This is a genomic window from Arthrobacter sp. SLBN-112 (assembly GCF_030944625.1).
In the GTDB taxonomy this organism is placed as follows: domain Bacteria; phylum Actinomycetota; class Actinomycetes; order Actinomycetales; family Micrococcaceae; genus Arthrobacter.
In genome coordinates this window covers 3,702,178-3,725,540 of sequence record NZ_JAUSXY010000001.1, presented here as the reverse complement: position 1 = coordinate 3,725,540, position 23,363 = coordinate 3,702,178, and the positions used below count along the sequence as shown (strand labels likewise).

General features: G+C 68.5%; 23 protein-coding genes, 2 tRNA genes, 1 pseudogene and 1 riboswitch. Of the genes and pseudogenes, 18 read left to right on the top strand and 8 right to left on the bottom strand.

All coding sequences use genetic code 11. The annotated features are described in order from the left end of the window. Positions 1–10 precede the first annotated feature (10 nt). A riboswitch (SAM riboswitch) is annotated at positions 11–126 on the top strand. Positions 127–138: 12 nt separating this feature from the next. Together QF050_RS17390 and QF050_RS17385 are read left to right on the top strand one after the other, a co-directional pair. Further along, a complete protein-coding gene (locus QF050_RS17390; protein ID WP_308931534.1) occupies positions 139–1,254 on the top strand; it encodes a homoserine O-acetyltransferase in 1,116 nt (371 codons plus the stop codon). A 114-nt stretch (positions 1,255–1,368) separates the two neighbouring features. Beyond that, positions 1,369–2,341 (top strand): annotated as a pseudogene (locus QF050_RS17385) (zinc-binding dehydrogenase); the annotation flags it as partial. A 20-nt stretch (positions 2,342–2,361) separates the two neighbouring features. On the opposite strand, the gene QF050_RS17380 reads toward QF050_RS17385, so the two are convergent. Continuing rightward, the gene (locus QF050_RS17380; RefSeq protein ID WP_308931533.1) at positions 2,362–2,937 is read right to left on the bottom strand and encodes a hypothetical protein; all 576 of its coding nucleotides are present in this window, start codon (positions 2,935–2,937) and stop codon (positions 2,362–2,364) included. A 49-nt stretch (positions 2,938–2,986) separates the two neighbouring features. After that, positions 2,987–3,856: an SGNH/GDSL hydrolase family protein gene (locus QF050_RS17375; protein WP_308931532.1), complete on the bottom strand. Its 870-nt coding sequence runs from the start codon at positions 3,854–3,856 to the stop codon at positions 2,987–2,989. A 77-nt stretch (positions 3,857–3,933) separates the two neighbouring features. Between QF050_RS17375 and QF050_RS17370 the strand changes: the two genes are divergently transcribed. Beyond that, on the top strand, positions 3,934–4,584 hold the full coding sequence (locus QF050_RS17370) for an alpha/beta hydrolase-fold protein (RefSeq protein ID WP_308931531.1): 651 nt from the start codon (positions 3,934–3,936) through the stop codon (positions 4,582–4,584). Between the two features lie 101 nt (positions 4,585–4,685). Here QF050_RS17370 and QF050_RS17365 read toward each other — a convergent pair whose 3' ends face one another. Continuing rightward, positions 4,686–4,919 carry an RNA-binding S4 domain-containing protein gene (locus tag QF050_RS17365; RefSeq protein ID WP_308931530.1) on the bottom strand — a complete coding sequence of 78 codons (234 nt, stop codon included), beginning with the start codon at positions 4,917–4,919 and terminating at the stop codon, positions 4,686–4,688. A 32-nt stretch (positions 4,920–4,951) separates the two neighbouring features. On the opposite strand from QF050_RS17365, the gene QF050_RS17360 reads away from it, so the two are divergent. From QF050_RS17360 to QF050_RS17350, 3 genes are all read left to right on the top strand, one after another. After that, the gene (locus QF050_RS17360) at positions 4,952–5,947 is read left to right on the top strand and encodes a DMT family transporter (RefSeq protein ID WP_308931529.1); all 996 of its coding nucleotides are present in this window, start codon (positions 4,952–4,954) and stop codon (positions 5,945–5,947) included. Between the two features lie 129 nt (positions 5,948–6,076). Continuing rightward, entirely contained in the window at positions 6,077–7,462 is a 1,386-nt protein-coding gene (locus QF050_RS17355) for a glycine--tRNA ligase (RefSeq protein ID WP_308931528.1), read from the top strand. A gap of 2 nt (positions 7,463–7,464) precedes the next feature. Further along, a complete protein-coding gene (locus QF050_RS17350; protein ID WP_308931527.1) occupies positions 7,465–8,496 on the top strand; it encodes a GNAT family N-acetyltransferase in 1,032 nt (343 codons plus the stop codon). Positions 8,497–8,571: 75 nt separating this feature from the next. Here QF050_RS17350 and QF050_RS17345 read toward each other — a convergent pair whose 3' ends face one another. Beyond that, positions 8,572–9,399, bottom strand: coding sequence for a lysophospholipid acyltransferase family protein (locus tag QF050_RS17345; protein ID WP_308931526.1), 828 nt, complete (start codon positions 9,397–9,399; stop codon positions 8,572–8,574). Between the two features lie 11 nt (positions 9,400–9,410). Continuing rightward, positions 9,411–10,193 carry an alpha/beta fold hydrolase gene (locus QF050_RS17340; protein WP_308931525.1) on the bottom strand — a complete coding sequence of 261 codons (783 nt, stop codon included), beginning with the start codon at positions 10,191–10,193 and terminating at the stop codon, positions 9,411–9,413. Between the two features lie 139 nt (positions 10,194–10,332). On the opposite strand from QF050_RS17340, the gene QF050_RS17335 reads away from it, so the two are divergent. The 11 genes from QF050_RS17335 (at position 10,333) to QF050_RS17285 (ending at position 20,327) form a co-directional block, all read left to right on the top strand. Further along, the gene (locus QF050_RS17335; RefSeq protein ID WP_308931524.1) at positions 10,333–11,772 is read left to right on the top strand and encodes a YibE/F family protein; all 1,440 of its coding nucleotides are present in this window, start codon (positions 10,333–10,335) and stop codon (positions 11,770–11,772) included. Between the two features lie 112 nt (positions 11,773–11,884). Next, a complete protein-coding gene (dusB, locus tag QF050_RS17330; protein ID WP_308931523.1) occupies positions 11,885–13,063 on the top strand; it encodes a tRNA dihydrouridine synthase DusB in 1,179 nt (392 codons plus the stop codon). Continuing rightward, on the top strand, positions 13,047–14,387 hold the full coding sequence (locus QF050_RS17325; protein WP_374121541.1) for a deoxyguanosinetriphosphate triphosphohydrolase: 1,341 nt from the start codon (positions 13,047–13,049) through the stop codon (positions 14,385–14,387). Before dusB ends, QF050_RS17325 begins: the two co-directional genes overlap by 17 nt. A 124-nt stretch (positions 14,388–14,511) precedes the next feature. Beyond that, entirely contained in the window at positions 14,512–14,826 is a 315-nt protein-coding gene (locus QF050_RS17320) for a hypothetical protein (RefSeq protein WP_308931522.1), read from the top strand. Between the two features lies 1 nt (position 14,827). Beyond that, positions 14,828–15,964: an FAD:protein FMN transferase gene (locus QF050_RS17315; RefSeq protein ID WP_308931521.1), complete on the top strand. Its 1,137-nt coding sequence runs from the start codon at positions 14,828–14,830 to the stop codon at positions 15,962–15,964. Beyond that, the gene (locus QF050_RS17310) at positions 15,957–16,514 is read left to right on the top strand and encodes a ferric reductase-like transmembrane domain-containing protein (RefSeq protein ID WP_308931520.1); all 558 of its coding nucleotides are present in this window, start codon (positions 15,957–15,959) and stop codon (positions 16,512–16,514) included. The genes QF050_RS17315 and QF050_RS17310 overlap by 8 nt, the downstream gene beginning before the upstream one ends. Beyond that, positions 16,511–17,767 (top strand): NADH-ubiquinone oxidoreductase-F iron-sulfur binding region domain-containing protein, encoded by a 1,257-nt coding sequence (locus QF050_RS17305; protein ID WP_308931519.1) that lies wholly within the window; start codon positions 16,511–16,513, stop codon positions 17,765–17,767. Before QF050_RS17310 ends, QF050_RS17305 begins: the two co-directional genes overlap by 4 nt. Then, positions 17,764–18,024, top strand: coding sequence for a ferredoxin (locus QF050_RS17300; protein WP_308931518.1), 261 nt, complete (start codon positions 17,764–17,766; stop codon positions 18,022–18,024). The genes QF050_RS17305 and QF050_RS17300 overlap by 4 nt, the downstream gene beginning before the upstream one ends. 15 nt (positions 18,025–18,039) lie before the next feature. Continuing rightward, on the top strand, positions 18,040–19,974 hold the full coding sequence (gene dnaG, locus QF050_RS17295) for a DNA primase (protein WP_308931517.1): 1,935 nt from the start codon (positions 18,040–18,042) through the stop codon (positions 19,972–19,974). Between the two features lie 84 nt (positions 19,975–20,058). Continuing rightward, positions 20,059–20,131, top strand: a tRNA-Asn gene (locus QF050_RS17290). Positions 20,132–20,254: 123 nt separating this feature from the next. Next, positions 20,255–20,327 (top strand) — tRNA-Asn (locus QF050_RS17285). Between the two features lie 83 nt (positions 20,328–20,410). Here the strand turns inward: QF050_RS17285 and QF050_RS17280 are convergent. The 3 genes from QF050_RS17280 to QF050_RS17270 form a co-directional block, all read right to left on the bottom strand. Then, a complete protein-coding gene (locus QF050_RS17280) occupies positions 20,411–20,818 on the bottom strand; it encodes a hypothetical protein (protein WP_308931516.1) in 408 nt (135 codons plus the stop codon). Between the two features lie 65 nt (positions 20,819–20,883). Next, on the bottom strand, positions 20,884–21,063 hold the full coding sequence (locus tag QF050_RS17275) for a glycine zipper 2TM domain-containing protein (RefSeq protein ID WP_308931515.1): 180 nt from the start codon (positions 21,061–21,063) through the stop codon (positions 20,884–20,886). 23 nt (positions 21,064–21,086) lie between these two features. Continuing rightward, positions 21,087–22,310: a multidrug effflux MFS transporter gene (locus QF050_RS17270; protein ID WP_374121540.1), complete on the bottom strand. Its 1,224-nt coding sequence runs from the start codon at positions 22,308–22,310 to the stop codon at positions 21,087–21,089. A gap of 180 nt (positions 22,311–22,490) precedes the next feature. Between QF050_RS17270 and QF050_RS17265 the strand changes: the two genes are divergently transcribed. Then, the gene (locus QF050_RS17265) at positions 22,491–23,348 is read left to right on the top strand and encodes a phage holin family protein (RefSeq protein ID WP_308931513.1); all 858 of its coding nucleotides are present in this window, start codon (positions 22,491–22,493) and stop codon (positions 23,346–23,348) included. Positions 23,349–23,363: the final 15 nt, after the last annotated feature.

Here is a 23,363-nt window from a genome sequence, read left to right as displayed (position 1 = left end):
ACTCGAACCAGGTCATGAGTGCCAGTGACAGCCCCGGCTTGCTGGCCGGCAACCCTCCTTCCGCGGTGGGGTGCCCCGGGTGAAGACCTGGCCTGCCGGTCAAATGACGGCAGGCAAGCGCGTAGAAGAGGTCTTGCCATGACGGTTACCGTCGCCCGTACCACCATTCCCGAACACGGAGTTGTCCGCTACGCCTCCATTGGAGGACTCGAGCTGGAGGGCGGCGGCTACCTGCCGGATGTCACGCTGGCTTACGAAACCTGGGGCACGCTGAATGCGGACGGCAGCAACGCCATCCTGATCGAGCATGCCCTGACCGGCAGCACCCACGTGACGCGCGGCGACACCGACGAAGAGGGCTGGTGGGAACAGCTGGCCGGTCCCGGCGCTCCCGTGGATACCGACCGTTTCTTCGTGGTGTCCATCAACATCGTGGGCGGTTGCTACGGATCCACGGGACCGTCCTCGCCAGCCCCGGACGGAGCGCCGTGGGGGTCACGGTTCCCGCTGGTCACGCTGCGGGACAGCACTGTTGCGGAGGCCCGGCTGGCGGATCAGCTGGGCATCGGGAGCTGGTACGCCGTCCTTGGCGGTTCCATGGGCGGCGCCCGCGCCCTGGAGTGGGCCGTGACCTACCCCGACCGCGTGCAGCGCTGCGCCGTCATCTCCGTCGGGGCTGCCAGCACGGCCGAACAGATCGCTTTCGCCCAGGCCCAGACCCTGGCCATCCGCCAGGACCCGAACTTCAACGGCGGCGACTACTACGGCGGCCCGTGCCCGGAAGACGGACTGGCCCTGGCCCGGCGCATCGCCCACATCACATACCGGTCCGCCGCGGAACTGGAAGGGCGGTTCGGCCGGGAACCCCAGGCGCCGGAGTCGCCCCTGCGCGGCGGATTACTGGCAAACCGCGGCCGCTACCAGGTGGAAAGCTACCTGGACCACCAAGGCAGCAAGCTCGTCCGGCGCTTCGACGCAAACAGCTACATCGCCCTCACCGAGGCGCTGATGAGCCACGACATCTGCCGGGGACGGGGGCCACTGGCCGAAACACTGGCATCCTCCACCGCCCGGTTCTTCGTCGCCGCCGTGGACTCCGACAGGCTCTACTTCCCGTCCCAGTCCCGCGAATTGGCGCACGCGCTGCCCGGCGAGGTCGACGTACATATGATCCAGGCACCAATAGGCCACGACGGCTTCCTGACCGAGATCGGACAGCTGGGACACCAGCTCCGGACCGCGTTCCTGGTCTAGCGGCGCTTGCCGGCCCCCGGCCGCTGGGTGCCGCCCACCATTCGGCGCCCACCGCGGGGCTGCCGACGCGGCGGAGGCCCACAGTGCAGGCGCCCCGGATGCAAAGTACGGCATGACCTGTCCGTGGTGGACGGCTCCCGGGTCCGGCCGCTTCCGATGGCACTGGGCCAGGAGGCCGCGGGGCGGGTGGTATCCGTGGGCAGCGGCGTTGCCGATGTGTCCATAGGAGACCACGTTGTGCTGGTCTTCGTGCCCAGCTGCGGCCACTGCCGGGCGTGCCGGTCCGGAAGGCCCGCGCTCTGCCCCCGCGCAGCGGAGACCAACGGTTCCGGTGACCTGCTGCACGGGCCGGCCCTGCTGCGCTCGCCCGCGGGGGAGCGCATCAACCATCACCTGGGCGTCTCGGCCTTTGCCGATTATGCGGTGGTTGCGCGGGAATCGGTGGTGGTAATTGACGACGACGTCCCGGACACAGTTGCGGCGATGTTTGGTTGCGCCGTGCTCACCGGAATGGGGGCTGTGCTTAGTACCGCGGGCGTCAGTCCCGGACAGTCCGTGGCAGTCTTTGGCCTCGGAGCAGTGGGCTTGTCCGCAGTCATGGCGGGCCGGCTCGCCGGGGCAGCCGGCGTGATCGCCATCGATCCGAATCCGGGCAAGCACCAGTTGGCCCTGGATGCCGGCGCCACAGCCGTGGGAACACCGGCGGACGCGGCCCTGCTGATTGAAGAGGCCGCCGGAGACAGTGTGGACGTTGCCGTCGAGGCGGTCGGCTCGCCCGGCGTGATCGCCACGTGCCTGGCACTGGTGACGCGGGGCGGTGCGGTTGTCTCGGTGGGCCTGCCGCATCCGTCCGCCGAACTGACGGTTCCCGCGCTGCAGTTCGCGGGGGCGGGCAAGCGCCTCCTGGGCTCCTGCATTGGGTGACGCAGTGCCCGGCCGCGACATCCCGAAATACCTTGGCTACTGGCGGGAGGGCAGGCTTCCGGTCGAACTGCTGCATACCGACATCCGGCCGCTCACGGAGATCAACGAGGGACTGGATGCGCTGGCTTCCGGGCAAGTGGTCAGGCGGCTTTTCCGTGCCTGAGGCGTGGCGGAGTCGGGCAGTCAGCCGTTCATGATCTCGCCGCGGCGCTTCATATAGGCCTCCATGGACAGTTCGCCGTTGCTGTACTGCTGGTCCAGTTCTGCGAGTTTCCGGGCACGGAATCCCTGGGGCGCTCCCGACGGGGGAGTGGCCGGACCCGACGGCGGGCCGGCCGGCGGCTGGCCGGGACCCTGCTGCTGGCCAAAGCCTTGCTGCTGGCCGGGGAACTGCTGGAACGGAGGCTGCTGCTGGAAGGGCGGTTCCTGCGGAGCGCCGTACCGGGGGTCCGGCATGGGCGGCTGCCCATACTGGTAGGGCAGTGGCTGGGAATCGTCGGCAGGCCGGGGCTGGCGGAAACCGCCGGACAAGTAGTCCTGCTGGGTGTAGCCGTCGCGGGGCTGGTTGCTCTGCGGCCCTGCGGACCCGGGAAACCGGCCCGGGTACTGCCCGGGCCCCGGGAAGCCGCCGGGCCCGTACTGCCCGGGCCCCGGCAAGCCTTGGTCCCGGTCCCGCCGCGCCATGGATCGCCGGTACATCCGCATGGCCATGGGGACAACGAAGGACAGGATGATGATCCACAAAAACAAACTGCTCACGGTGCCGCGCCTCTCGAAGGTTGTCCTTCCAGCCTAACCCCGGGCGGTGCTACCGGCGGCTGGGCTCCGAGGTTCCCAGCGGACCCTCACCGGATCCCAACGGAACGCCCGGGCCGAAGGCGGGACCCGCCGTCGGCCGTTTTGCCGTGATGCCGTCACCGGAGGACTGGTGCCGCAGCCGGCGCAGTACCCAGGGCACGAAGTATTCGCGCGCCCACACCAGGTCCCCGGTCCTTGCCTCGCGCCAGGTCCGGGGCGGCAGCGCCTTGGGCTGGAGCGGTTCCAGCGAGTGCTCCACGTTCAGCGAGTCCAGCACCATGGCCGCGATGGTGTGGTGGCCCAGCGGTGAGAAGTGCAGCCTGTCCTGGTCCCACATTTGTGGATCGCTCAGCTGCCGGAGGGACCACATGTCCGCAATGACGGCGTCATGCCGGGCCGCGACGGTCCGCAGGTTCTCGTTGTAGATGGCCACCTTGCTCCGGATCCTGCCCAGGACCGAGGAACCGGTGTCCGGACCGTTGAACAGGACCACGGTGGCGCCGCCCATGGACAGGATCTGGACCACGGAATCGAGCTTTTCGGCCAGTGCGTCGGGGTCGCCGCCCGGACGGATCAGGTCGTTGCCGCCGGCGGACAGGGTGACCAGGTCCGGCTTCAGCTCCAAGGCCGGAGCCAGCTGCTGGTCCACGATCTGCTGCAGGAGCCGGCCGCGGACGGCCAGGTTGGCGTAGGCGAAGTCCGGCTTGGTGCGGCCCAGTTCTTCGGCCACCCTGTCGGCCCAGCCGCGGTGGCCGCCGGGGCTTGAGGGCTCGGGGTCGCCGATGCCCTCGGTGAAGGAATCGCCCATCGCCACGTACCGGTTCCAGGGGTGGGAACCGGGGTGCACGGACGGGGTCTGGATGGCACTTGCGTCAGTCACTGTCCTATCCTGCCTTCCGCTTCACTGGCTACGCCAACGTAGGTTGTTACTTTCCGGTAACTGTAAGAATGGAAACCATGACTGACGCCGAAGTATTTCCCGCTCCCGTTGTCCTGTGGTCCCATCACGAAGACCAGCGTGCCGGCAAGCCGCTGCTGGTGCTGCTGCACGGCTACGGCGCGAACGAGCAGGACCTGTTCAGCCTGGCCGATATGCTTCCCGGGGACTTCGCGGTGGCATCCGTCCGGGCGCCGATCGCCATGGGACCCGGCTTCACCTGGTTCCCCCTCACGGCCTCCATCGACTACTCCCTGGACCGGGTCAAGGCGGCTTCGGCGTACGTCCTGGAATGGATCGACACCATCAGGGAAGGCCACCCCTCCGTCTCACTGCTGGGCTTCTCCATGGGCATGGCCATGGCCACCACTCTCCTGCGCCAGCGCCCCACGGACTTCGCAGCCGTCGTCGGACTCTCAGGCTTCGTGGTGGACGCCGTCGGCGACCCCACCTTCAGGGACGCCGAACTGGACGGAACCGTCCCCATGTTCTGGGGCCGGGACCAGCAGGACCCGGTGATCACCGAGGACAAGATCGAGTTCACCATGGGCTGGGTGCGCAAGCACGTCAAGCTCACCAAGGTGCTCTACACCGGCATGTGGCACGGCATCAACCAGCAGGAGATCGGGCACGTGGGGGAGTTCCTCACCCATGAGGTCCTGAACAAGTAGGCGTACGACGGCGGCGTTTTAGTCCCGGCGGCCGTTTCCAAGGTGCAAGTTACCGGGTGCCGGCCGGGTCTGCTTCGGTGCAGCAGCCGGGCGGCCCGGGGTCAGTCCGCTTCGGGCGCCACCACTCGGACGGTCTGGCCGTTGACGGTGACGGTGTCGCCATTGTGCAGCTGGCGTCCGCGGCGGTCTTCGATTTCGCCGTTGACCTTGACCAGCCCGTTCTTGATGAGCTCCGTTGCCTCCACACCGTCCTCCACGAGGTTGGCAAGCTTCAACAGCTGGCCCAGCCGGATCATGTTGTCGCGGATGGGGACGTCGTCAATGGGGTTGCTCATACAGCAATAATGCCTGAACTAAGGTGGATTCAATGACCTCCCCTTCACGCCTGCCGGTGCTCGCAGGCCTGCCCTTGGCCGTGGGTTCCGGCCTTGCCATTCCCGTCCAGGGGCGCATCAACGGGGCGCTCGGTGCCCGGCTCAATGACGGAATCGCCACAGCCGTGGTGAGTTTCAGCACAGGCCTGCTGCTGATGATCCTGATCTCCCTGGTCCTGCCGCGCGGCCGTGCCGGTCTGGCGAGCATTCTCCCGGCCGTCCGTACCCGCGCTTTTCCGCGCATCTATGTGCTGGCCGGTGCCATCGGCGCGCTGTTCGTTTTTGCCCAGTCGTTTACCGTCGGCCTTCTTGGGGTGGCCCTCTTTACCGTCGCCACCGTCACCGGGCAGACCGTGAGCGGGTTGCTCGTGGACCGGCTGGGGATCGGGCCGGCCGGGAAGAAATCCGTCACGGGAATCCGCATCATCGGTTGCGTCCTGACCATCGCCGCCGTCGCCTGGGCAGTGTCGCCGCGGTTCAGCGGAGCGGGGGCCGGCAGCGATGCCGGCCCGGGTGCGTTGCTCGTTCCGCTGCTGCTGCCGGTGGCGGCAGGGTTCCTCATGAGCTTCCAGCAGGCCATGAACGGCACCGCCACGGTCCACTACGGCACCCCCATCGCGGCCACGCTGGTCAACTTCGTGGCCGGCACAATCGTGCTGTGGGCAGCGTTCGCCGTGAAGCTCGCCGTGGCCGGGCCGGGCAATCCGTTGCCCGCCGACTGGTGGTACTACCTGGGCGGTCCCATGGGCTGCGTCTTCATCGGCTTGGGCGCCCTCCTGGTCCGCAGCCTCGGCGTGCTGGTCACCGGGCTGGGCATGATCGCCGGCCAGCTGCTGGGCTCGCTGGCCCTGGACCTGGTGCTGCCCGCGCCGGGCACCGTCGTCGCCCCCGCCACCGTCCTGGGGACCCTGCTCACGCTCGGTGCCATTATCCTGGCAACCCTGCCCTGGCCGCGGGGCGCGCTGCGCAGGCAGCGGCCGGTACGCTAGGACACAAGCTTTCCCACGTCTTCCTTCATCCGCCCTGACGCGCTGGCCACTGTGCTCACGCACAAAGCAGCCGGGGCCCGACAACCCGCGGACCGCACCCAGCGGCCCTGTAGAAATTGGAGTTATCCCATGGCAGCAAAATCCGTCCTCGACCAGGTCATTTCCCTCTCCAAGCGGAGGGGCTTCGTGTTCCAGGCCGGTGAGATCTACGGGGGCTCGCGTTCTGCCTGGGACTACGGACCCCTGGGCGCGGAACTGAAGGAAAACATCAAGCGCCAGTGGTGGCAGTCCATGGTCCGCGGCCGCGAGGACGTGGTGGGCCTTGACTCTTCCGTGATCCTGCCCCGCCAGGTATGGGAAGCCTCCGGCCACGTCGAGGTCTTCTCCGATCCCCTGGTGGAGTGCCTTTCCTGCCACAAGCGCTACCGTGCGGACCACCTCGAGGAAGAGTACGAGGAAAAGAAGGGCCGCCCGGCCGAAAACGGCCTGAAGGACATTGCCTGCGCCAACTGCGGCACCCGCGGCCAGTGGACCGAGCCGCAGGAGTTCTCCGGCCTGCTCAAGACCTACCTGGGACCGGTGGCCAGCGAGGAAGGCCTGCACTACCTGCGCCCCGAAACCGCCCAGGGCATCTTCGTGAACTTCAACAACGTCCTCACCACGTCGCGGAAGAAGCCGCCGTTCGGCATCGGCCAGATCGGCAAGTCCTTCCGCAACGAGATCACCCCCGGCAACTTCATCTTCCGCACCCGCGAGTTCGAGCAGATGGAAATGGAGTTCTTCGTCGAGCCCGGCACGGATGAAGAGTGGCACAAATACTGGATGAACGAGCGCATGGCCTGGTACACGGGCCTGGGCATCCGCGAGGAGAACCTGCGCTTCTTTGAGCACCCCAAGGAGAAGCTCAGCCACTACTCCAAGGGCACCACGGACATCGAGTACCGCTTCGGTTTCCAGGGCTCGGAGTGGGGCGAGCTGGAAGGCATCGCCAACCGGACCGACTTTGACCTCTCCACCCACGCGAAGGCCTCCGGCACGGACCTGAGCTACTTCAACCAGGCCACCAACGAGCGCTACACCCCGTACGTGATCGAACCCGCCGCCGGCCTGACCCGCTCCTTCATGGCGTTCCTGGTGGACGCCTACACCGAGGATGAGGCCCCCAACGCCAAGGGCGGCGTGGACGTCCGCACCGTGCTGAAGCTGGACCCGCGCCTGGCCCCGGTCAAGGCCGCCGTGCTGCCGCTGAGCCGCAACGAAGACCTGTCGCCGAAGGCCAAGACCCTGGGCGCCCAGCTGCGCAAGAACTGGAATATCGACTTCGACGACGCCGGCGCAATCGGCCGCCGCTACCGCCGCCAGGATGAGATCGGCACCCCGTTCTGCATCACCGTGGACTTCGACACCCTCGAGGACCAGGCCGTCACCATCCGCGAGCGGGACACCATGAGCCAGGAACGAGTTTCCCTGGACAAGGTGGAGGGTTACCTGGCCGCACGGCTGATCGGCGCCTGAGCATGGCCATCGAATACCGTCCATGGCGCGACGGCGATGACCTTGCGCTCTTGGAAATCTGGGGTGACCCCGACACCGGGGAGGCCCGCCAGTTCCGCGGCGCCCTGGCGCTGTCCTCCAACGGCCGGGACGGCACGCCGTGGCGCCGCTGCATCGTGGCCGAGGACGTCATTGACGGCGTCGGCATCCCGGTGGCAGCCGGCGTCGCCTACGAGGCGTCCCTGCACCCCGAACGGCTCTGGACCTACATCGAGGTGGCCCGCGACCACCGCCGCGCCGGCATCGGGGCCAGCCTCCTGACCATGCTGCGGCGCGAAGCCGAAAACGCGCCGTCGGGCGTCACCAAGCTCCGCGCCAAAGTGGAGCCCGGCACGGCCGGCGCCGCATTCGCCGAAGCGTTCGGGCTGGAACCCATCCAGCGTTCGCGCCTGGTGGTCGTGGAGCCGGGCGCCCTCCGGCTCCCCGTCTTCCCGGCCAAGGACGGCGAGGGTGCGGCCGGCGGCGAGGACGCCGGCTCCGACGTCGTCATGGACCTGGCCACGGGATCGGTCGAGCTCACCGACGTGGTGGGCCGGTACTACACATCCATCCACGACTGGGACTCACCCGGGGTCCTGTCCATGGGGCAGGTGCAGAAGCTCTTCCTTGACGAGCTCACCGGCGCCCACGGCGCCATAGTGCTGCGGGCCCAGCCGGAATCGGCCTTCGGAGCGGGAGTGGCGCCGAGCAAGAAGGGCCGCATCCGGGCTTTCGCCGTCAGCTACGCTGCCCCGGCCGACCCGGACGCCGCGCCGGGGACCGAGGCCGCGGGGCCCGACACGCCGACGGACGTTTTCGTGGGGCATGAGCCGGCACTGTCCGCCGGGGATGCTGCCGAGGCCGTGCGGGACATGCTCGCCCTCATCGCGTACCAGCACCCGGTGATGCTGGAACTGGACGACTCCATGACCGCCCTGCGCGCCGCCGTCGAACCCCTCCTGGAGTCCGGCAAGGCGCGCCTCGCGGCGGCGGAAACCCTGGTGGTCTCCGACTAATCAAGGTTGGCCCGCCCTTCCGGCGGCCAAGACAGCGCCAGGTGTCGTCGTGACCTGCACGGCGAGACCTGGCGCTTACCTGGTTTGGCGGGAACCACGACGACGGCCCGCGGCGGCGTCCGCAGCGTCCAGGAGTTGCCGCTCGGCATCCGAGGGAGCGCCGCCGCCCAGGTGCGCCGGCATCCACCACGCCCCGGGCTCCGGCTGGCGCGGAAAGCCTGCGGTGCACCGATCGATCCCGGCCTGGAGCGTGCGGCGCAGCCCCTCTGTGGCTTCCTCCACGTCAACGTCACGCGGAAAGACGATCGGCTCTCCCACTTCAAGCCGCACTGGCGCCCGCCAGCTGCGCCGAAGGGAGAATCCGTGGCCGCGGGTCATCACCCGGTGCGCGCCCCAGACCGAAACCGGAATGACCGGGACGCCGGCCTCCGCCGCCATCCGCACGGCACCGGTCCGGCACTCGCGGACCGTGAAGCTGCGGCTCACCCCGGCCTCCGGGAAGACCGCGAGGTACTCGCCGGACCGCAACTTGGCCACCGCGGCGTCGTAGGCGTCTGAACGGTCCGTATATCCCACCACCACATGGCCGCTGGCGCTGATGGCGGGGCCGGCCAGCCAGTGGTCCGCGGCGCCTTGATGGATCAGGAACCGCAACTGGGCGCGGGTGTGCCGCCACAGGAGCAGTTCGACCACCGCAAAGTCCACATAGCCGAAGTGCGTGATGGCGAAGACGGCTCCCTTCCCGGCGGACGCCTGGCGGAAGGGGCCGGCGCCGGGTTCCTTCGCGGGCAGGTGTTCCAGGCCCGTGGCCACGATGTCCAGCCGGAAGGCCCAACGCAGGAACTGCCCGGTGCGGACGATGACCCGGTAGAAGCGGTCGTTGGGCGGGGGACGCCAAGGCATCGGGACCGCGCCTAGAGGGTGACGTGCACGGACGATTCCGGCAGCAGCTGCGTGAAGGCCCTGGACGGCCGCACGGCGGCGCCCGTGCTCTCGGCGAACGACTTGATCACGAACCCGGAGGCCAGCGTTTGCCACACCCTGACCTTGCGGAGCATGAAGTGCCCGACGCCCTTAAGGGATACGTACTGCATGCTTGCCGCCTCCGCGGTGGCGCGGCGGGAAAACGCCAGTGACTGCTTGGGGCTGGTCATGTGGTCAGTGGTTCCGTGCACGATCAGCACCTTCCTTCCGGCCACCGGGGCGGACGGGGTTTCCGGGCTCAGCCACGGCGCAAGGGCCACCACGGCCTCCACCTGGGGGTGGTCGGCGGCGCAGACGGCGGTCAGGCCGCCCATCGAGTGGCCCAGCAGGAAGATCGGGACGCCGGGGTGGCGTTCTTCGATCTGCCGGAGCGCCCACCGTGCGTCCTGCAGCGGGGTCATGTCAGGGCCGTTCCAGCCGCGGACGCTGTTGCGCAGCGACCAGACTGCCAGCCCGTGCTTCCTGCCGGCACGGTGCAGGTTACGGGCGAACGGGACCATCCTGGCCGGGCTCAGGTGCCGGGCCTCCACCGGGTCGCGGCTGTGGGCCCTGCCCCCGTGCAGGACCAGGACAACGCCCTTGGTGGCGCCGGATGCCTCAAGGATGCTCAGTGCTGGCTGGTGCAGGGAAGCTGCACGAGCCTGTCCGGCCTGTTCTCCGCCGCTGTTCCCCGTCCCGCGGGTATCGGTTCCATGTGTCCCACCGTTATCCATGCTGGTTCCTCCCCATCCGATGGTCCATTTATAAACCCTATGGCGCCGCACGTAGAGTACAAGCCATGAGGTTGTACTGCTGATGGGCGCCGGTCACTCCCACACTTCCGGGAGCCATTCGGAGCCGAACCCCCAAGCGATGGCTGCCCGCAGCAAGGCGAACCGCATCCTGGCGGCGGTCCTCATCCCGTTGGCGCTGCTCACCCTGGCCGGGATGGCCGCGCTGTGGCCCTCCGGCAGCAAGGAAGGAATCACGCTCGCCAACCCGTACTCCACCGCTCCCGGCGTGACATTCGATACGGGAACCATCCAAAGCGTGGTCACCGGGAACTGCATGCAGGGGACAAGCCCGCAGGGCAGCGGACAGCAAGGAACCGGCCAGCAAACCCCACCCGGCCAGCAAGCCGGCCAGCAGGGAACGGGCCAGGATTCCGGCGGGCAGGCTCCCCGGCAGGGCTCGGACTGCACATTCGCCTTCACGGAGCCGGACAAGGGCGGAAGCCCGGTCAAGGTGGTCATCAACCCGGATGTGGCCTCCTCGCACGGGGTCAAGCCAGGGGACCAGATCCGGTACCTGAACCTCTCAAGCGCCCAGGGGGCCGCCGGGGCACAGGGCTCGCCGGCCTACATCTTCGTGGACTTCGTCCGCACCCTGCCGATTGTCCTGCTCGCCGTGCTCTACGCCGCAGTGGTCATCGCCGTCGCCCGGTGGCGCGGGCTGCGCGCCCTGATCGGACTCGTCGGTGCCTACTTCGTCCTGGCCAATTTCCTCCTCCCGGGCCTGGTGGAGGGCAAACCACCCCTGCTGCTGACCCTCGTGGGCTCCACCGTGATCATGATCGGGGTCCTCTATTTCGCCCACGGATTCTCGGCGAGGACGTCCACGGCATTGTTGGGCACCATCTTCGGCCTGGGCATCACGTCGCTCTTGGCCGCCTGGGCCACCGACGCCGCCAACCTCGCCGGCGTCGGCAGCCACGACGCCGCCACCCTGGTGAACACCTCGGCAAACATCTCCATCTCCGGCGTGATCCTGTGCGGGCTCATCATTTCGGGCCTGGGCGTCCTGAACGACGTCACCATCACCCAGTCCTCGGCCGTGTGGGAGCTCTACGAGCTGGCACCGGCCAGCAGCGCCAGGAAGCTGTTCACCTCCGCCATGCGGATCGGCCGCGACCACATCGCCTCCACCGTCTACACCATCGCCTTCGCCTACGCGGGGGCCGCGCTTCCCATCCTGATCATCGTGATGCTTTACGACCGGCCCCTGATGGATACGCTCACCAGTTCGGAACTGTCCGAAGAAGTCATCCGCACGCTGGTGGGCTCCATCGGCCTGGTCCTGGCCATCCCGGTCACTACCCTGATCGCCGTGCTCGTGGTCAAGGCCACCGGCATCAAGGCAGCGGACGGCCGCGCCGGGGGCGTACAGCACGACGACGGCCACGTCCACGCCGAGGACGTGGCGGACACCGGGGCGCTCGCCGCAGCCGCGCTGGGGGAACGCAGCCGGCGAGCCGGCGTCGAACCCGTGCCCGAACCCACCACCCGCCGGGGCCGGCGGGCAGAGCGCGGCTGACCGGAACCCCGGCAACCCGGCAAACCGCCCCGTAGGGCGCGGGACCCCCCTCAAACCTCCCTCCGGCACGGCCGGAAACCCCCGATTTGCCCGGCTTTGCAACAATGGACAGGTGACTGTTGCAGCAACCCCTCCTGCCCCCAAGCTGGAACTCCCGCCCCTGAAGCTGGGACCCATCACCGTTGACACCCCGGTGATCCTGGCGCCCATGGCCGGCATCACCAACTCCGCCTTCCGCAGGCTCTGCCGTGAATACGGCGGCGGCATGTACGTGGCGGAGATGGTCACGTCCCGCGCGCTGGTGGAGCGGACCCCTGAATCGCTGCGCATCATTTCGCACGACGACGACGAGAAGGTCCGTTCGGTCCAGCTGTACGGCGTGGATCCGGGCACGGTCGGCGCCGCCGTGCGGATGCTGGTGGAGGAAGACCGGGCGGACCACATCGACCTCAACTTCGGCTGCCCGGTCCCCAAGGTCACCCGCCGCGGCGGCGGGTCCGCCCTGCCGTGGAAGACCGACCTCTTCACCGCGATCGTGCAGACCGCCGTCAAAGAAGCCTCCAAAGGCAACATCCCGTTGACCATCAAGATGCGCAAGGGCATCGATGATGACCACCTGACGTACCTCGACGCCGGCCGCATCGCCCGCGACTCCGGCGTGGCCGCCGTCGCGCTGCACGGCCGCACGGCCGCCCAGTTCTACTCCGGCAAGGCGGACTGGTCCGCCATCGCCCGGCTCCGCGAAGCCCTGCCGGACATCCCGGTGCTGGGCAACGGCGATATCTGGTCAGCAGAGGACGCCGTCCGGATGGTCCGCGAAACCGGCGTGGACGGCGTGGTGGTGGGCCGCGGCTGCCAGGGGCGCCCGTGGCTTTTCGGGGACCTGCAGGCAGCGTTCGAAGGCAGCGACGTCCGGCACCGGCCCAACCTGCGCCAGGTGGCGGAGGGCGTCTACCGGCACGCGGAACTGATGGTGGAGACCTTCGGTGACGAAGGCAAGGCGCTCCGTGAAATCCGCAAGCACATCGCCTGGTACTTCAAGGGCTACGTGGTGGGGGGCGAGCTGCGCACCCGGCTGGCCCTGGTGACCAGCCTGGAGGTGCTGCGGGACACCCTCGCGGAGCTTGACCTGGACTCGCCGTACCCCGGGGTGGATGCAGAGGGCCCGCGCGGCCGCGCCGGCTCCCCGAAACGGCCTGCCTTGCCCAAGGACTGGCTCGAGTCCCGCGCCCTGAACGAGCACCAGTCCCGGGACATCGCCGCTGCCGAACTGGATGTTTCCGGTGGCTGAGGCCCCCTTGAGTACCCCGGTCGCCGAAACCCCGGCGCCCGGCACCCCCACCGCGGCCCTCGCGTTGCCCGGCTACGACCTGCACGATTCCGCCCGCTGGGTGGAGGAGCCGCCCAAGAACACGTACCGTTCCGACTTCGAGCGGGACCGCGCCCGGGTGCTGCACTCCTCGGCGCTGCGCCGGCTGGGCGCCAAAACCCAGGTGGTGGCCCCGGATACGGACGACTTCGTCCGCACCCGGCTCACGCACAGCCTGGAGGTGGCGCAGGTGGGCCGCGAGCTGGGCAGGGCCCTTGGCTGCGACCCCGATGTGGTGGACACGGCCTGCCTGAGCCACGACCTCGGCCACCCGCCGTTCGGACACAACGGCGAATCGGCCCTGAACGAGGTGGCGCACGCGATCGGCGGGTTCGAGGGCAACGCCCAGACGCTCCGCCTGCTCACCCGGCTCGAGCCGAAGGTGCTCACGGCTGACGGCCATCCGGCCGGACTGAACCTCACCCGCGCGAGCCTCGACGCGGCGTCGAAATACCCGTGGTCTGCCTTGGACGCCCCGGTGATCCACGGCCAACGGACCAGTAAGTTCGGCGCCTACGAGGACGATCTGCCCATCTTCAGCTGGATCCGCGAAGGTGCCCCGGAGCGACGGTCGTGCCTGGAAGCCCAGGTAATGGACCTTGCGGACGACATCTCCTACTCGGTGCACGACGTGGAGGACGCGATCGTTGCCGGCCATTTCCAGCTGCGCTGGCTGGACAACCCGGACCACCGCGCCCGTGTAGTGGGGTACGCCAAGCAGTGGTACCTGCCGCACAACGATCCCGCCGCGATCGACGCCGCCCTGGCCCGGCTTGAGGCCACGGACGTGTGGGTGCGCGAGGCGGACGGCAGCCGCAAGTCGATGGGGGCCCTGAAGAACATGACCAGCCAGTTGATCGGCAGGTTCTGCCAGAGCGCCCTGGAAACCACCCGCGCCGTCTACGGGCCGGAAAACCTGACCCGATACAGCGCCGAACTCATGGTGCCGGATGAGACGGTCATGGAGATCGCGGTCATGAAGGGCCTCGCCACCACGTTCGTGATGACCACCGAACACCGGCAGCCCATCTACGAACGCCAGCGCGAAGTGCTCCACGCCCTGGTCACAGCCCTCAGCGCCACGGGGGACCGGCACCTGGAACCGATGTTCGCCGCGGACTGGCGGGATGCGGCCGACGACGGGGCACGGCTCAGGGTGGTCATCGACCAGGTGGCGTCCCTCACGGACGGCTCGGCGCTGGCCATGTACGAGCGCCTGGTGGGGAGCCTGCCTTCGCTCTGGTAGCCGTGACGGCCTTGGTGGACCCTGGGAACTCCCGCCCGATCAACAGCTTGCTCAAAGAGTTTCCACAGGAATGAGGGGCAAGATAGGGGAAAAGGCAGGCCGTTAAGAGCACCGGGAGCAGGTCATGAGTACTCGCAGCAGGGGCAAGCGCCTCGCCACCGGGATTACCGTGGCGGTGGGCGTGGGCAGCGTCGCAGTTGCCGGCGTCAGCGCGGCCGCCGTGTACGCCGCCACGCCTTCCGTGATCGCCAGGACCACACCCGCAACCAGCACCGGCACCCAGGGCAGTACGCCGAAATCGGGCGGGTCCACCAGTTCCGGCAGCGACGGCTCCGGAAGCCGGCAGGACGGCACGCGCCGTTCCAAGAGCTACGGCAGCACCACGCCGGTCCAACCCGGCAACGGCAGCAAGGTCCACGGCAGGTCCTCGGGGTCCTGACATGAACGCTCCTGACACGCTCGGTTCCGGCATGAACGGTTCCGGCATGGCCGGCAGCTCGACGGCGGAACGCGGGACGGCGGCGCAATCCAGCTGGACGGTCTGGGAGCTTGAGGCTTTCGTCACCGTCACCGACGCCGGTTTCCTGGCGGACGCGGAAGAGATCGTCCGCTACGTGGTGGCCGCCGTCGACGCCGCCTGCAGCCGTTTCCGCAGCGACTCGGAACTCATGAGCCTCCAGCCCTGGATGGCGCAGGGCGTCATGGTCAGCCCGATGTTCCGGCTGCTCCTGCAGCGGGCCCTGGACGCCGCGGCGATGACCGGCGGCGACGTCGACCCCACCCTCGGAGCGGACCTCGCCGCCCTGGGCCACGGCCCGAAGGGGAACGGCACGGCAGGGCTCCGCAGCGTGCCGGTGCAGGCACTGGCGAACGCACCGGTGCGAACTCCCGCACCGCCGTCGGCTGCAACCCCGGAAAATCCGGTGCCGCGGGCACCCGGCTGGACCAGGCTGGGCCTGGACTCCATGACCTTGACCGTGCCGGCCGAACTCCGGCTGGACCTGGGCGCCACAGCCAAGGCGGTGGCGGCGGACCTCGCTGCCGCCGAAGTGCACCAGCGGCTGGGCTGCGGGGTCCTGGTGGGGCTGGGGGGAGACCTGGCCAGCGCAGGACAGGCGCCGCAGGTGGACGGCAAACCCGGCCAGTGGCAGATCCTGGTGCAGGACCTTCCCGCCGACCCCGCCCAACACATCTCCCTGGCGCCCGGATACGCCCTGGCCACGTCCAGCACCCAAAAGCGCCGCTGGAAGCACCAGGGAGCCGACGTCCACCACATCCTTGACCCGCGCTTCGGGCTCCCGGCCGAGCCCGTCTGGCGTTCTGTGACAGTTGCCGCGCCAACGTGCCTGGAAGCCAACGCCTACAGCACGGCCGCCATTGTCCGCGGTCACGCAGCCGTGGACTGGTTCCGCGCAGAAGACACCGCGGCCCGGCTCGTGGACAGCCGCGGCCGGATTGTCACCACCGGCGGCTGGCCGGCTGAAAGCCCCGGCCCCGCCGGCAGCGGTTCCACCCCAGCGGACGCGCACAACCAGGCAGCCGGCCCCGGCGCCGCAGGGGGTGCCCGCCATGGATGAGGCAATGTGGGCCTTCGGCCGGGTCAGCGGCTTCATCTCCTTGGCGCTGTTCACCGCTTCCGTGCTGCTGGGAATCCTCAACAGGTCCGGCCGCCCGTTGATGGTGGTGCCGCGGTTCTCCATCAGCCTCCTGCACCGGAACATCGCCCTGCTCGCTGCCGTCTTCCTGGGGCTCCACGTGGGCTCCCTGCTGCTGGACTCCTTTGCCAAGCTGAACCCGGTGGATATCGTGGTGCCGTTCCTGGGCTCCTTCCAACCGTTCTGGCAGGGCCTTGGGACGGTGGCCCTGGACCTGGTCCTGGCCGTGGTGGTGACGGGGTTGCTGCGGCACAGGATCGGGCAGCGGGCCTTCAAGGCAGTCCATTGGCTCAGCTATGGCGTCTGGCCGGTGGCCATGGCGCACGCCCTCGGAAACGGCACCGATGCCTCCAGCGGCTGGTTCCTGCTGCTTGCCGCGGCATCCGCAGTGGCCGTGGCCGCAGCGATGCTGTGGCGGCTGTCCCCGACATTTCTTGAAACCTCGACTGCCAGGCAAGGAAACCTCCCGTGAGCCAAGCCCGAGACACCTGCCAGCCGGCGCCTCCGGCCGCGGCACGGCAGGAACCGCGCCTCCTCGCGGCCGGCCCGGACGCCGGCTGGGACCAGCACCTGGACACTTTCGGGCCCCTGGACGCGGACGTCGCCGCACCAGGGTTGCTTGACGCACTTGCAGCGTCGGGGCTGACCGGCCGGGGCGGGGCCGCGTTCGAAACGTGGCGCAAGGTGACCGCGACGGCGGAGTCGGGCCGGAAGGGGCTGTTTCCGTCCCGTCCGGTGCTGATCGCCAACGGCGCCGAGGGCGAACCACTGAGCTTCAAGGACCGGACCCTCCTCACCCATGCACCGCACCTGGTCATCGACGGGCTGCTAACCCTGGCATCAGCCCTGGGCGGGGCAAGCATGTACGTGTACGCGCCGGCAGCCGGACTTCCCCGCGTCCGGCAGGCCCTCGCCGGGCGTCCCGGCACCAAACGGGTCCGCGTCGTGGAAGCACCCGAAACGTTCATCTCCGGCGAGTCGAGCGCCGTCGTCAACATGATTGCCACCGGAACGGCGGTGCCCCTTGACCAACGCCGGCGTCTCAGCGAGTCCGGCCTGAATGGCCGCCCCACGCTGGTGGTGAACGTCGAAACCCTGGCGCAGGTTGCCCTGATCGCCCGCTACGGGGCGCACTGGTTCCGCGAAGCGGGGACAGCGGCGGATCCGGGGACGCGGCTGGTGTCCGTCTCCGGGCCCGCCCCGGTCAGGGACGTGGTGCTGGAGGTGCCGGGCGGGGTGGAGCTGTCCGCAGTCCTCAAGGAAGCGGGGATGGATCCGGCTCCCTTGTCCGCCGTCCTGGTGGGCGGCTATCACGGCCGCTGGGTACGGCCCGCTGCCCATGTGCTCTCACCGGTGGGGCCGGTGGCCGGGACGGCGCGGCCCGGGGCAGGCGTGATCCATGCGCTTGATCCGAACTCCTGCGGCATCCAGGCGACCGCCCGGATCCTCACCTACCTCGCCAACGAATCCGCCAGGCAATGCGGACCCTGCATGTTCGGCCTGCCGGCCATGGCGTCCGTCCTCAACCGGATCGCGGGAGGGGAACGCAATCCCCGCCTCGCCTCCGAACTTGACCGCCTGGGGAGGCTGGTCTCCGGACGCGGGGCGTGCCGCCATCCGGAGGGCACCACCGGGCTGGTCAGCAGCGCCCTTGAGGTCTTCGCGGCGGACTTCCGTGCCCACCTCGCCGGCTACTGCGCGGCCCCGGGAGGGGTGGCGGCATGACCACCATCCTTCACATCGACTGGACCAGCTGTGACGGCCGCGGCCTCTGTACGGAACTGCTTCCCGGCGTGCTGGACCGGGATGACTGGGGCTACCCGGTGGCGCGCGGGAAGGCGGGCCGCGACCGGACGGATGTTCCGCTGCGGGACGCGGACCGGGAAGCCGCGCAGGAGGCTGTGTTCCTCTGCCCCAAGCTGGCCCTGAGCCTCCAGGAACGGACGGGGCCCGCACGCGAAAGCCGGAAGCCTGGCCGGTGACACTAAGATTGCTGTGTGGCTGGGCTGATTAAACGTGAAGATATCGACGAAGTACGCCAGCGCACGGACATCAAGGAAGTTGTTGACGGCTACGTCACGCTCAAAGGCGCCGGGCTGGGAACCTTCAAGGGTCTGTGCCCCTTCCACGACGAGCGCTCGCCGTCCTTCACCGTCCGCCCCCAGGTAGGCCGGTACCACTGCTTTGGCTGCGGCGAGGACGGAGACGTCATCGCCTTCGTCCAAAAGCAGGACCACAGCTCCTTCCACGAAGCGGTGGAAAAGCTTGCCGCCCGGATCGGCTACGAGCTGCGCTACGAGGACGGTGGAACCGGGCCCAACCGGGAAGAAGTGGGGCGGCGGCAGCGGCTGCTGGACGCCCACAAGATCGCCGACGAGTTCTTCCGCGCCCAGCTGCTCACGCCCGGTGCCGCCGAGGCCCGGAACTTCCTGCACGGCAGGGGCTTCGACCGGGCCGCAGCCGAACACTTCGGCTGCGGATACGCCCCCCAGGGCTGGGACGCGCTCCTGAAGCACCTCCGGGGCCGCGGCTTCACCGACGCCGAGCTGAAGCTCACCGGCATGTTCTCAGAGGGCAACCGCGGAATCTACGACCGCTTCCGGGGCCGCCTCATCTGGCCCATCAAGGACATCGCCGGCGACACCATCGGCTTCGGGGCCCGCAAGCTCTACGAGGACGACCAAGGCCCCAAATACCTCAACACCCCCGAAACCACGCTCTACAAGAAGTCCCAGGTCCTGTACGGAATCGACCTCGCCAAGCGCAGCATCGCCAAGGACCGCCAACTGGTGGTGGTGGAGGGCTACACCGACGTGATGGCCTGCCACTTGGCCGGAATAACGACGGCGGTGGCCACCTGTGGCACGGCGTTCGGCACCGAGCACATCAAGATCGCCCGCCGGCTGTTGTCCGACGACGGCACCGGGGGAGAAGTGGTGTTCACCTTCGACGGGGACGCCGCCGGTCAGAAAGCGGCCCTGCGGGCCTTCGAGGAAGACCAGCGCTTCACGGCCCAGACCTACGTGGCCGTGGAACCCACCGGGGCCGATCCCTGCGACCTGCGCCTGAGCCGCGGCGACGAAGCCGTGCACGCCCTCATCCAGTCCCGCCGGCCGCTGTTTGAATTCGCCATCCGCACCACGTTGAAGCAGTTCAACCTGGACACCGTGGAGGGCCGGGTACAGGGCCTGAAAGCCTCCGTGCCCGTGGTGGCCGCCATCCGGGACGCCTCCACCCGGACGGGCTACTGCCAGGCGCTGACCGGCTGGCTGGGCATGCCGGACCCCAACGAGGTGCTTCGCCTGGTTACGGCGGCCGTGAAACGGGGGGACACGGCACGTCCGGCCGCCCCGGGCCAGCAGCAGGCCGGCAACCCCGCCCAGCCGGGTGCCGCCCGGCCCGGCGGCCCCGGCGTTGCTGCCGGGCCGTCGTCGGGCGCTGTCCCTTCTTTCCACCGACCGGACCCGCGGGATCCCGTGGCCTCGATGGAACGCCAGGCCCTGGAGGTGGCGCTCCAGCAGCCGGCGTTGCTGGCCGGCGCCGTCTGGGACCGCTTCGCTGCCGCCCGGTTCGCCACGCCCGCCTTCCAGGCCGTCCACGACGCCATGCGCGCCAGCGGCCCGGGGCAGGCGGCCGGTGATCCGGTGCGCTGGGTGGAACACGTGATGCATGAAGTTCCGGAACCCCTCCGGCCGCTGGTCTCGGAGCTGGCCGTGGTGCCGCTGCCAGCCCATACGGAGGAAGCCGTGCTGAAGTACTGCCGCGACATCCTGTCCCGCCTGTTCGAACTGCAGATCACCCGGGTCAAGGCAGAGAAGATGGGGCAGCTGCAGCGGCTCGATCCCGCTGCGGATCCGGAAACCTACCAGCGGCTCAACCGCGAACTGATGATGCTGGAAATGGAACGCCGGGCCCTGCGCGCCGAGGCGTAGCGGCACTCAGGCGGGTGGCCGGGCCGGGCAGCGTCCCGATTTCGTTTCCGCCGCAGGTGTTTGCTAGGCTAATACCCGCTTCATTCCTCCTTAGCTCAATTGGCAGAGCATTCGACTGTTAATCGAAGGGTTGCTGGTTCAAGTCCAGCAGGAGGAGCGCCCAGTCCCCGTTCCGGCCTCCGGAACGGGGACTTTTCTTTGCCGGAGGGGCTGTTTGGGCCCGGAAAACCGCCGATTTCCCTTGGGCCGGAATCCTTTGCTAATGTCATACCTGCTTCATTCCTCCTTAGCTCAATTGGCAGAGCATTCGACTGTTAATCGAAGGGTTGCTGGTTCAAGTCCAGCAGGAGGAGCGCAACGGAAAATCCCTGTTCCTCCAGCTGGAGGAACAGGGATTTTTTCTTTCCGCGGGCACAGGTTTAACGCAGTCACAGGTTTAGACGAAGTCCATTTCCACCTGCAGGAATCTTTCGGCCTCCGCGATCGCCGCGTTGAAGGCCTCGTTTTCCGTAGGCGACCTCCGGGGCTGGCGCGGGTTCCATTCGTGCGGTGCCGAGTGGATGCGGACAAAGCCGGCATCCGGCGGGGCGTAGAAAATCCCGAACCGCTGCACCGGCCACTCCGGCGAGGTCTCAGGAGCCACCAGCAGGGCCGCGTTGAAGGCGGGATTGAACCACTGGGCGATGGGACGGCGGCGGTCCTCGGTGAACAGCCCCGCGGCGTAGAGCGCCGCTGACTGCTGCCCGGCCTGGGCACACAGACGCTCCCACCACAGTGGCAGGATCCGGGCGTCGCACCGTTGCCATGTGGCCGGAAGTGGCGGTTGGTTCTGCCAGTTGGGCACGGCAACATTTTATCGCGCGAAGGCGCAGTAAGGCAGGGAGCCGCGGCCCCCGCCAGGCCCGCCAGTCAGCGCCGTTTCCGGGAACCCGGGTTGATCCGGTACAGCAGCGCGGCGCCGGCCAGCGTCCCCAGGATGATGCCCCAGGCCGGGTTGCCCAGGGCCCGGCCGGCAAAATAGCCGACGACGGCGCCAAGCACGGCTCCCAGGAAGAGTCCCCGTCCGTTGCGGTGCGGTTTCCGGCTCATCGGGCGCCTTTACTGGTCGACTTTTAGTGGATCGACGGGACCGTGCGCGGGCGGACAACCAGCCACAGGGCCGCGATAGCCAGCAGGATGCACGCGGCCTGGACCGAACCCATGGGTGCCGCGCTGGTAATGCCGAGCCAGCCCACCACGGGGGAGATCAGTCCGGCCATGAGGAACGTGGCCGCACCCAGCAGTGACGCCGCCGTCCCCGCCTGGGCCGCATGGCCGGCAAGTGCCAGCACCTGGACGCAGGGGAACATGAAACCCGTACCCATGATGTAGAACCACAGCGGGATCATCACCCCCCAAAGCCCCAGGCCCACGCGGTCGAACACGACAATCAGCAGGGCCATCAGGAACATCCAGGCCGTGGCGCAGGCCAGGATCCACTGCGGCGGGACAATCCGGATCAGGCGCGAACTGGTTTGCACGCCGGCCACGATGCCCAGGGAGTTGATGCCAAAGAGCAGCCCGTACTGCTGGGCGGAGAACCCGAACACGTCCTGGAACAGGAAGGGCGACGCCGACAAGTAGGTGAAGAGGCCGCCAAAATTGAACCCGGCCACCATGAGCAGTCCCACGAAGATCCGGTCGCTGAAGAGTGCTTTGTACCGCTGCCGGGCCGTCATGCCGCTTTGGCCCCGTTTCTCCGGCGGAAGCGTCTCGCGCACCAGGAGCAGCGCGGCAACGATGACCAGGGTTCCGTAACTGGCCAGGAACACGAAGATCCCGGGCCAGGGCATCACCAGCAGCAGCTGGGAGCCGATCACGGGTGCCAGGATGGGCGCCAGGCCGTTGACCAGGGCCATCCGGGAGAACATCCGCACCATGGCGTACCCGGAGAAAAGGTCACGCACCATGGCCATGGCCACCACGCCGCCTCCGGCGGCGCCGACCCCCATCAGCACCCGGAAAATCCCCAGTGTGGTGATGTCCGCGGACAGGGCCGCACCCACGGATGCGGCGATATGCAGGGCGGTGGCAAGGATCAGGGGAATCCTGCGGCCAAACTTGTCGCTGAAGGGCCCCACCACCAGCTGCCCGAACGCAAAGCCCACGGTGGTTCCGGCCAGGGTCAGCTGCACCTGTGCTTCTGTCACGCCGAGGCTTGCCTCCAGCGCCGGAAAGGCCGGCAGGTAAAGGTCGATCGTAAATGGACCCAAGGCAGTCAGGGCGCCCAGGAGGAGGATGTACAGCAGCTTCCGGCGGCGGGTCAGCAGGTCGCCTGGATTGGGGGCATTGGTCACGGTCACCAATCCTAGGCCCGGCCGGTTAGGATTTGCAGCGTTGTAGGCCGCGCCGCCCGGCAAGCCCCGGAGTTCGCCCTGAACCTGAATGATAGTTTGGGTGGCGTGGACTGTGCGGCTGCACATTTCCACAGCACAACGGATGCATTATCGACCCAGACGACCAGTAAGGCGGAACCGATGAGTGGACGTCACAGCGGGCGCACCAGTCCCGGATTGCGCATCACCGCGCTGCCCGGGACGGCAAGACTCCTTTTCCGGTTGGCCCCCCGCCAGCTCAACGACGAGATCGCCTTCGCCAAGATCGAACTCAAGCGCAAGGGCATCCAGGTGGGGGTGGCGGCAGCCTTCTTCGCCATCGCCCTGGTCTTCGTGGCGTTCCTGGTGGTGGGCCTGATTGTCGCCGCCATCATGGGCCTGGCCACCATCATGCCCGCCTGGCTGGCAGCGCTCCTGGTGTCCGCCGCCTTCCTGGTCATCGCCCTGGTTGGCGGCCTGGTGGGCCTTGCCAGGTTCAAGAAAGCCATGCCGCTGATGCCGGAAGAAACTATCCGCGGCATCAAGTACGATCTCGGCGTCGCCCGCGAAGGATCCGCCTTCAACCCCGCCGTCCTGGATCCGGACAGCCCGGAAGCAAAGGCCGCGAAGGCTGCCAAGGCCGAGGCCGCCGCCAAGGCGAAGGCTGGGAAGGAAGCCAAGGCCGCCCAGCACGACCAGGAGTTCCCGCACGCTTCCGAACCGGAGCTGGTGCGCCGGCTCAGCCAGCGCCGCCACCACCTCACCGAGGTCCGGGATGAACTCGGCACGGAGTTGGACTTCAAGACGCAGGCCCGGTACCTGCTGGCCGCCGCCCGGGTCAAAGCCCGGGAGGGCCAGGTGCTCGCCGCCCGCGGCGCGGACGCGGCAGGACAGCGGTTTGCGGAAGTGGCAGAATCCGCGGACCTGGCCCGGCGCTGGAGGCCGCTGGCCGCCCTCGCAGCTGCCGGCGCCGTCCTGGTGGTCCTGCTCCGGAGGCTTCTCCGCTCCAACCAGGCCTGAACAGGCCTGTAACGC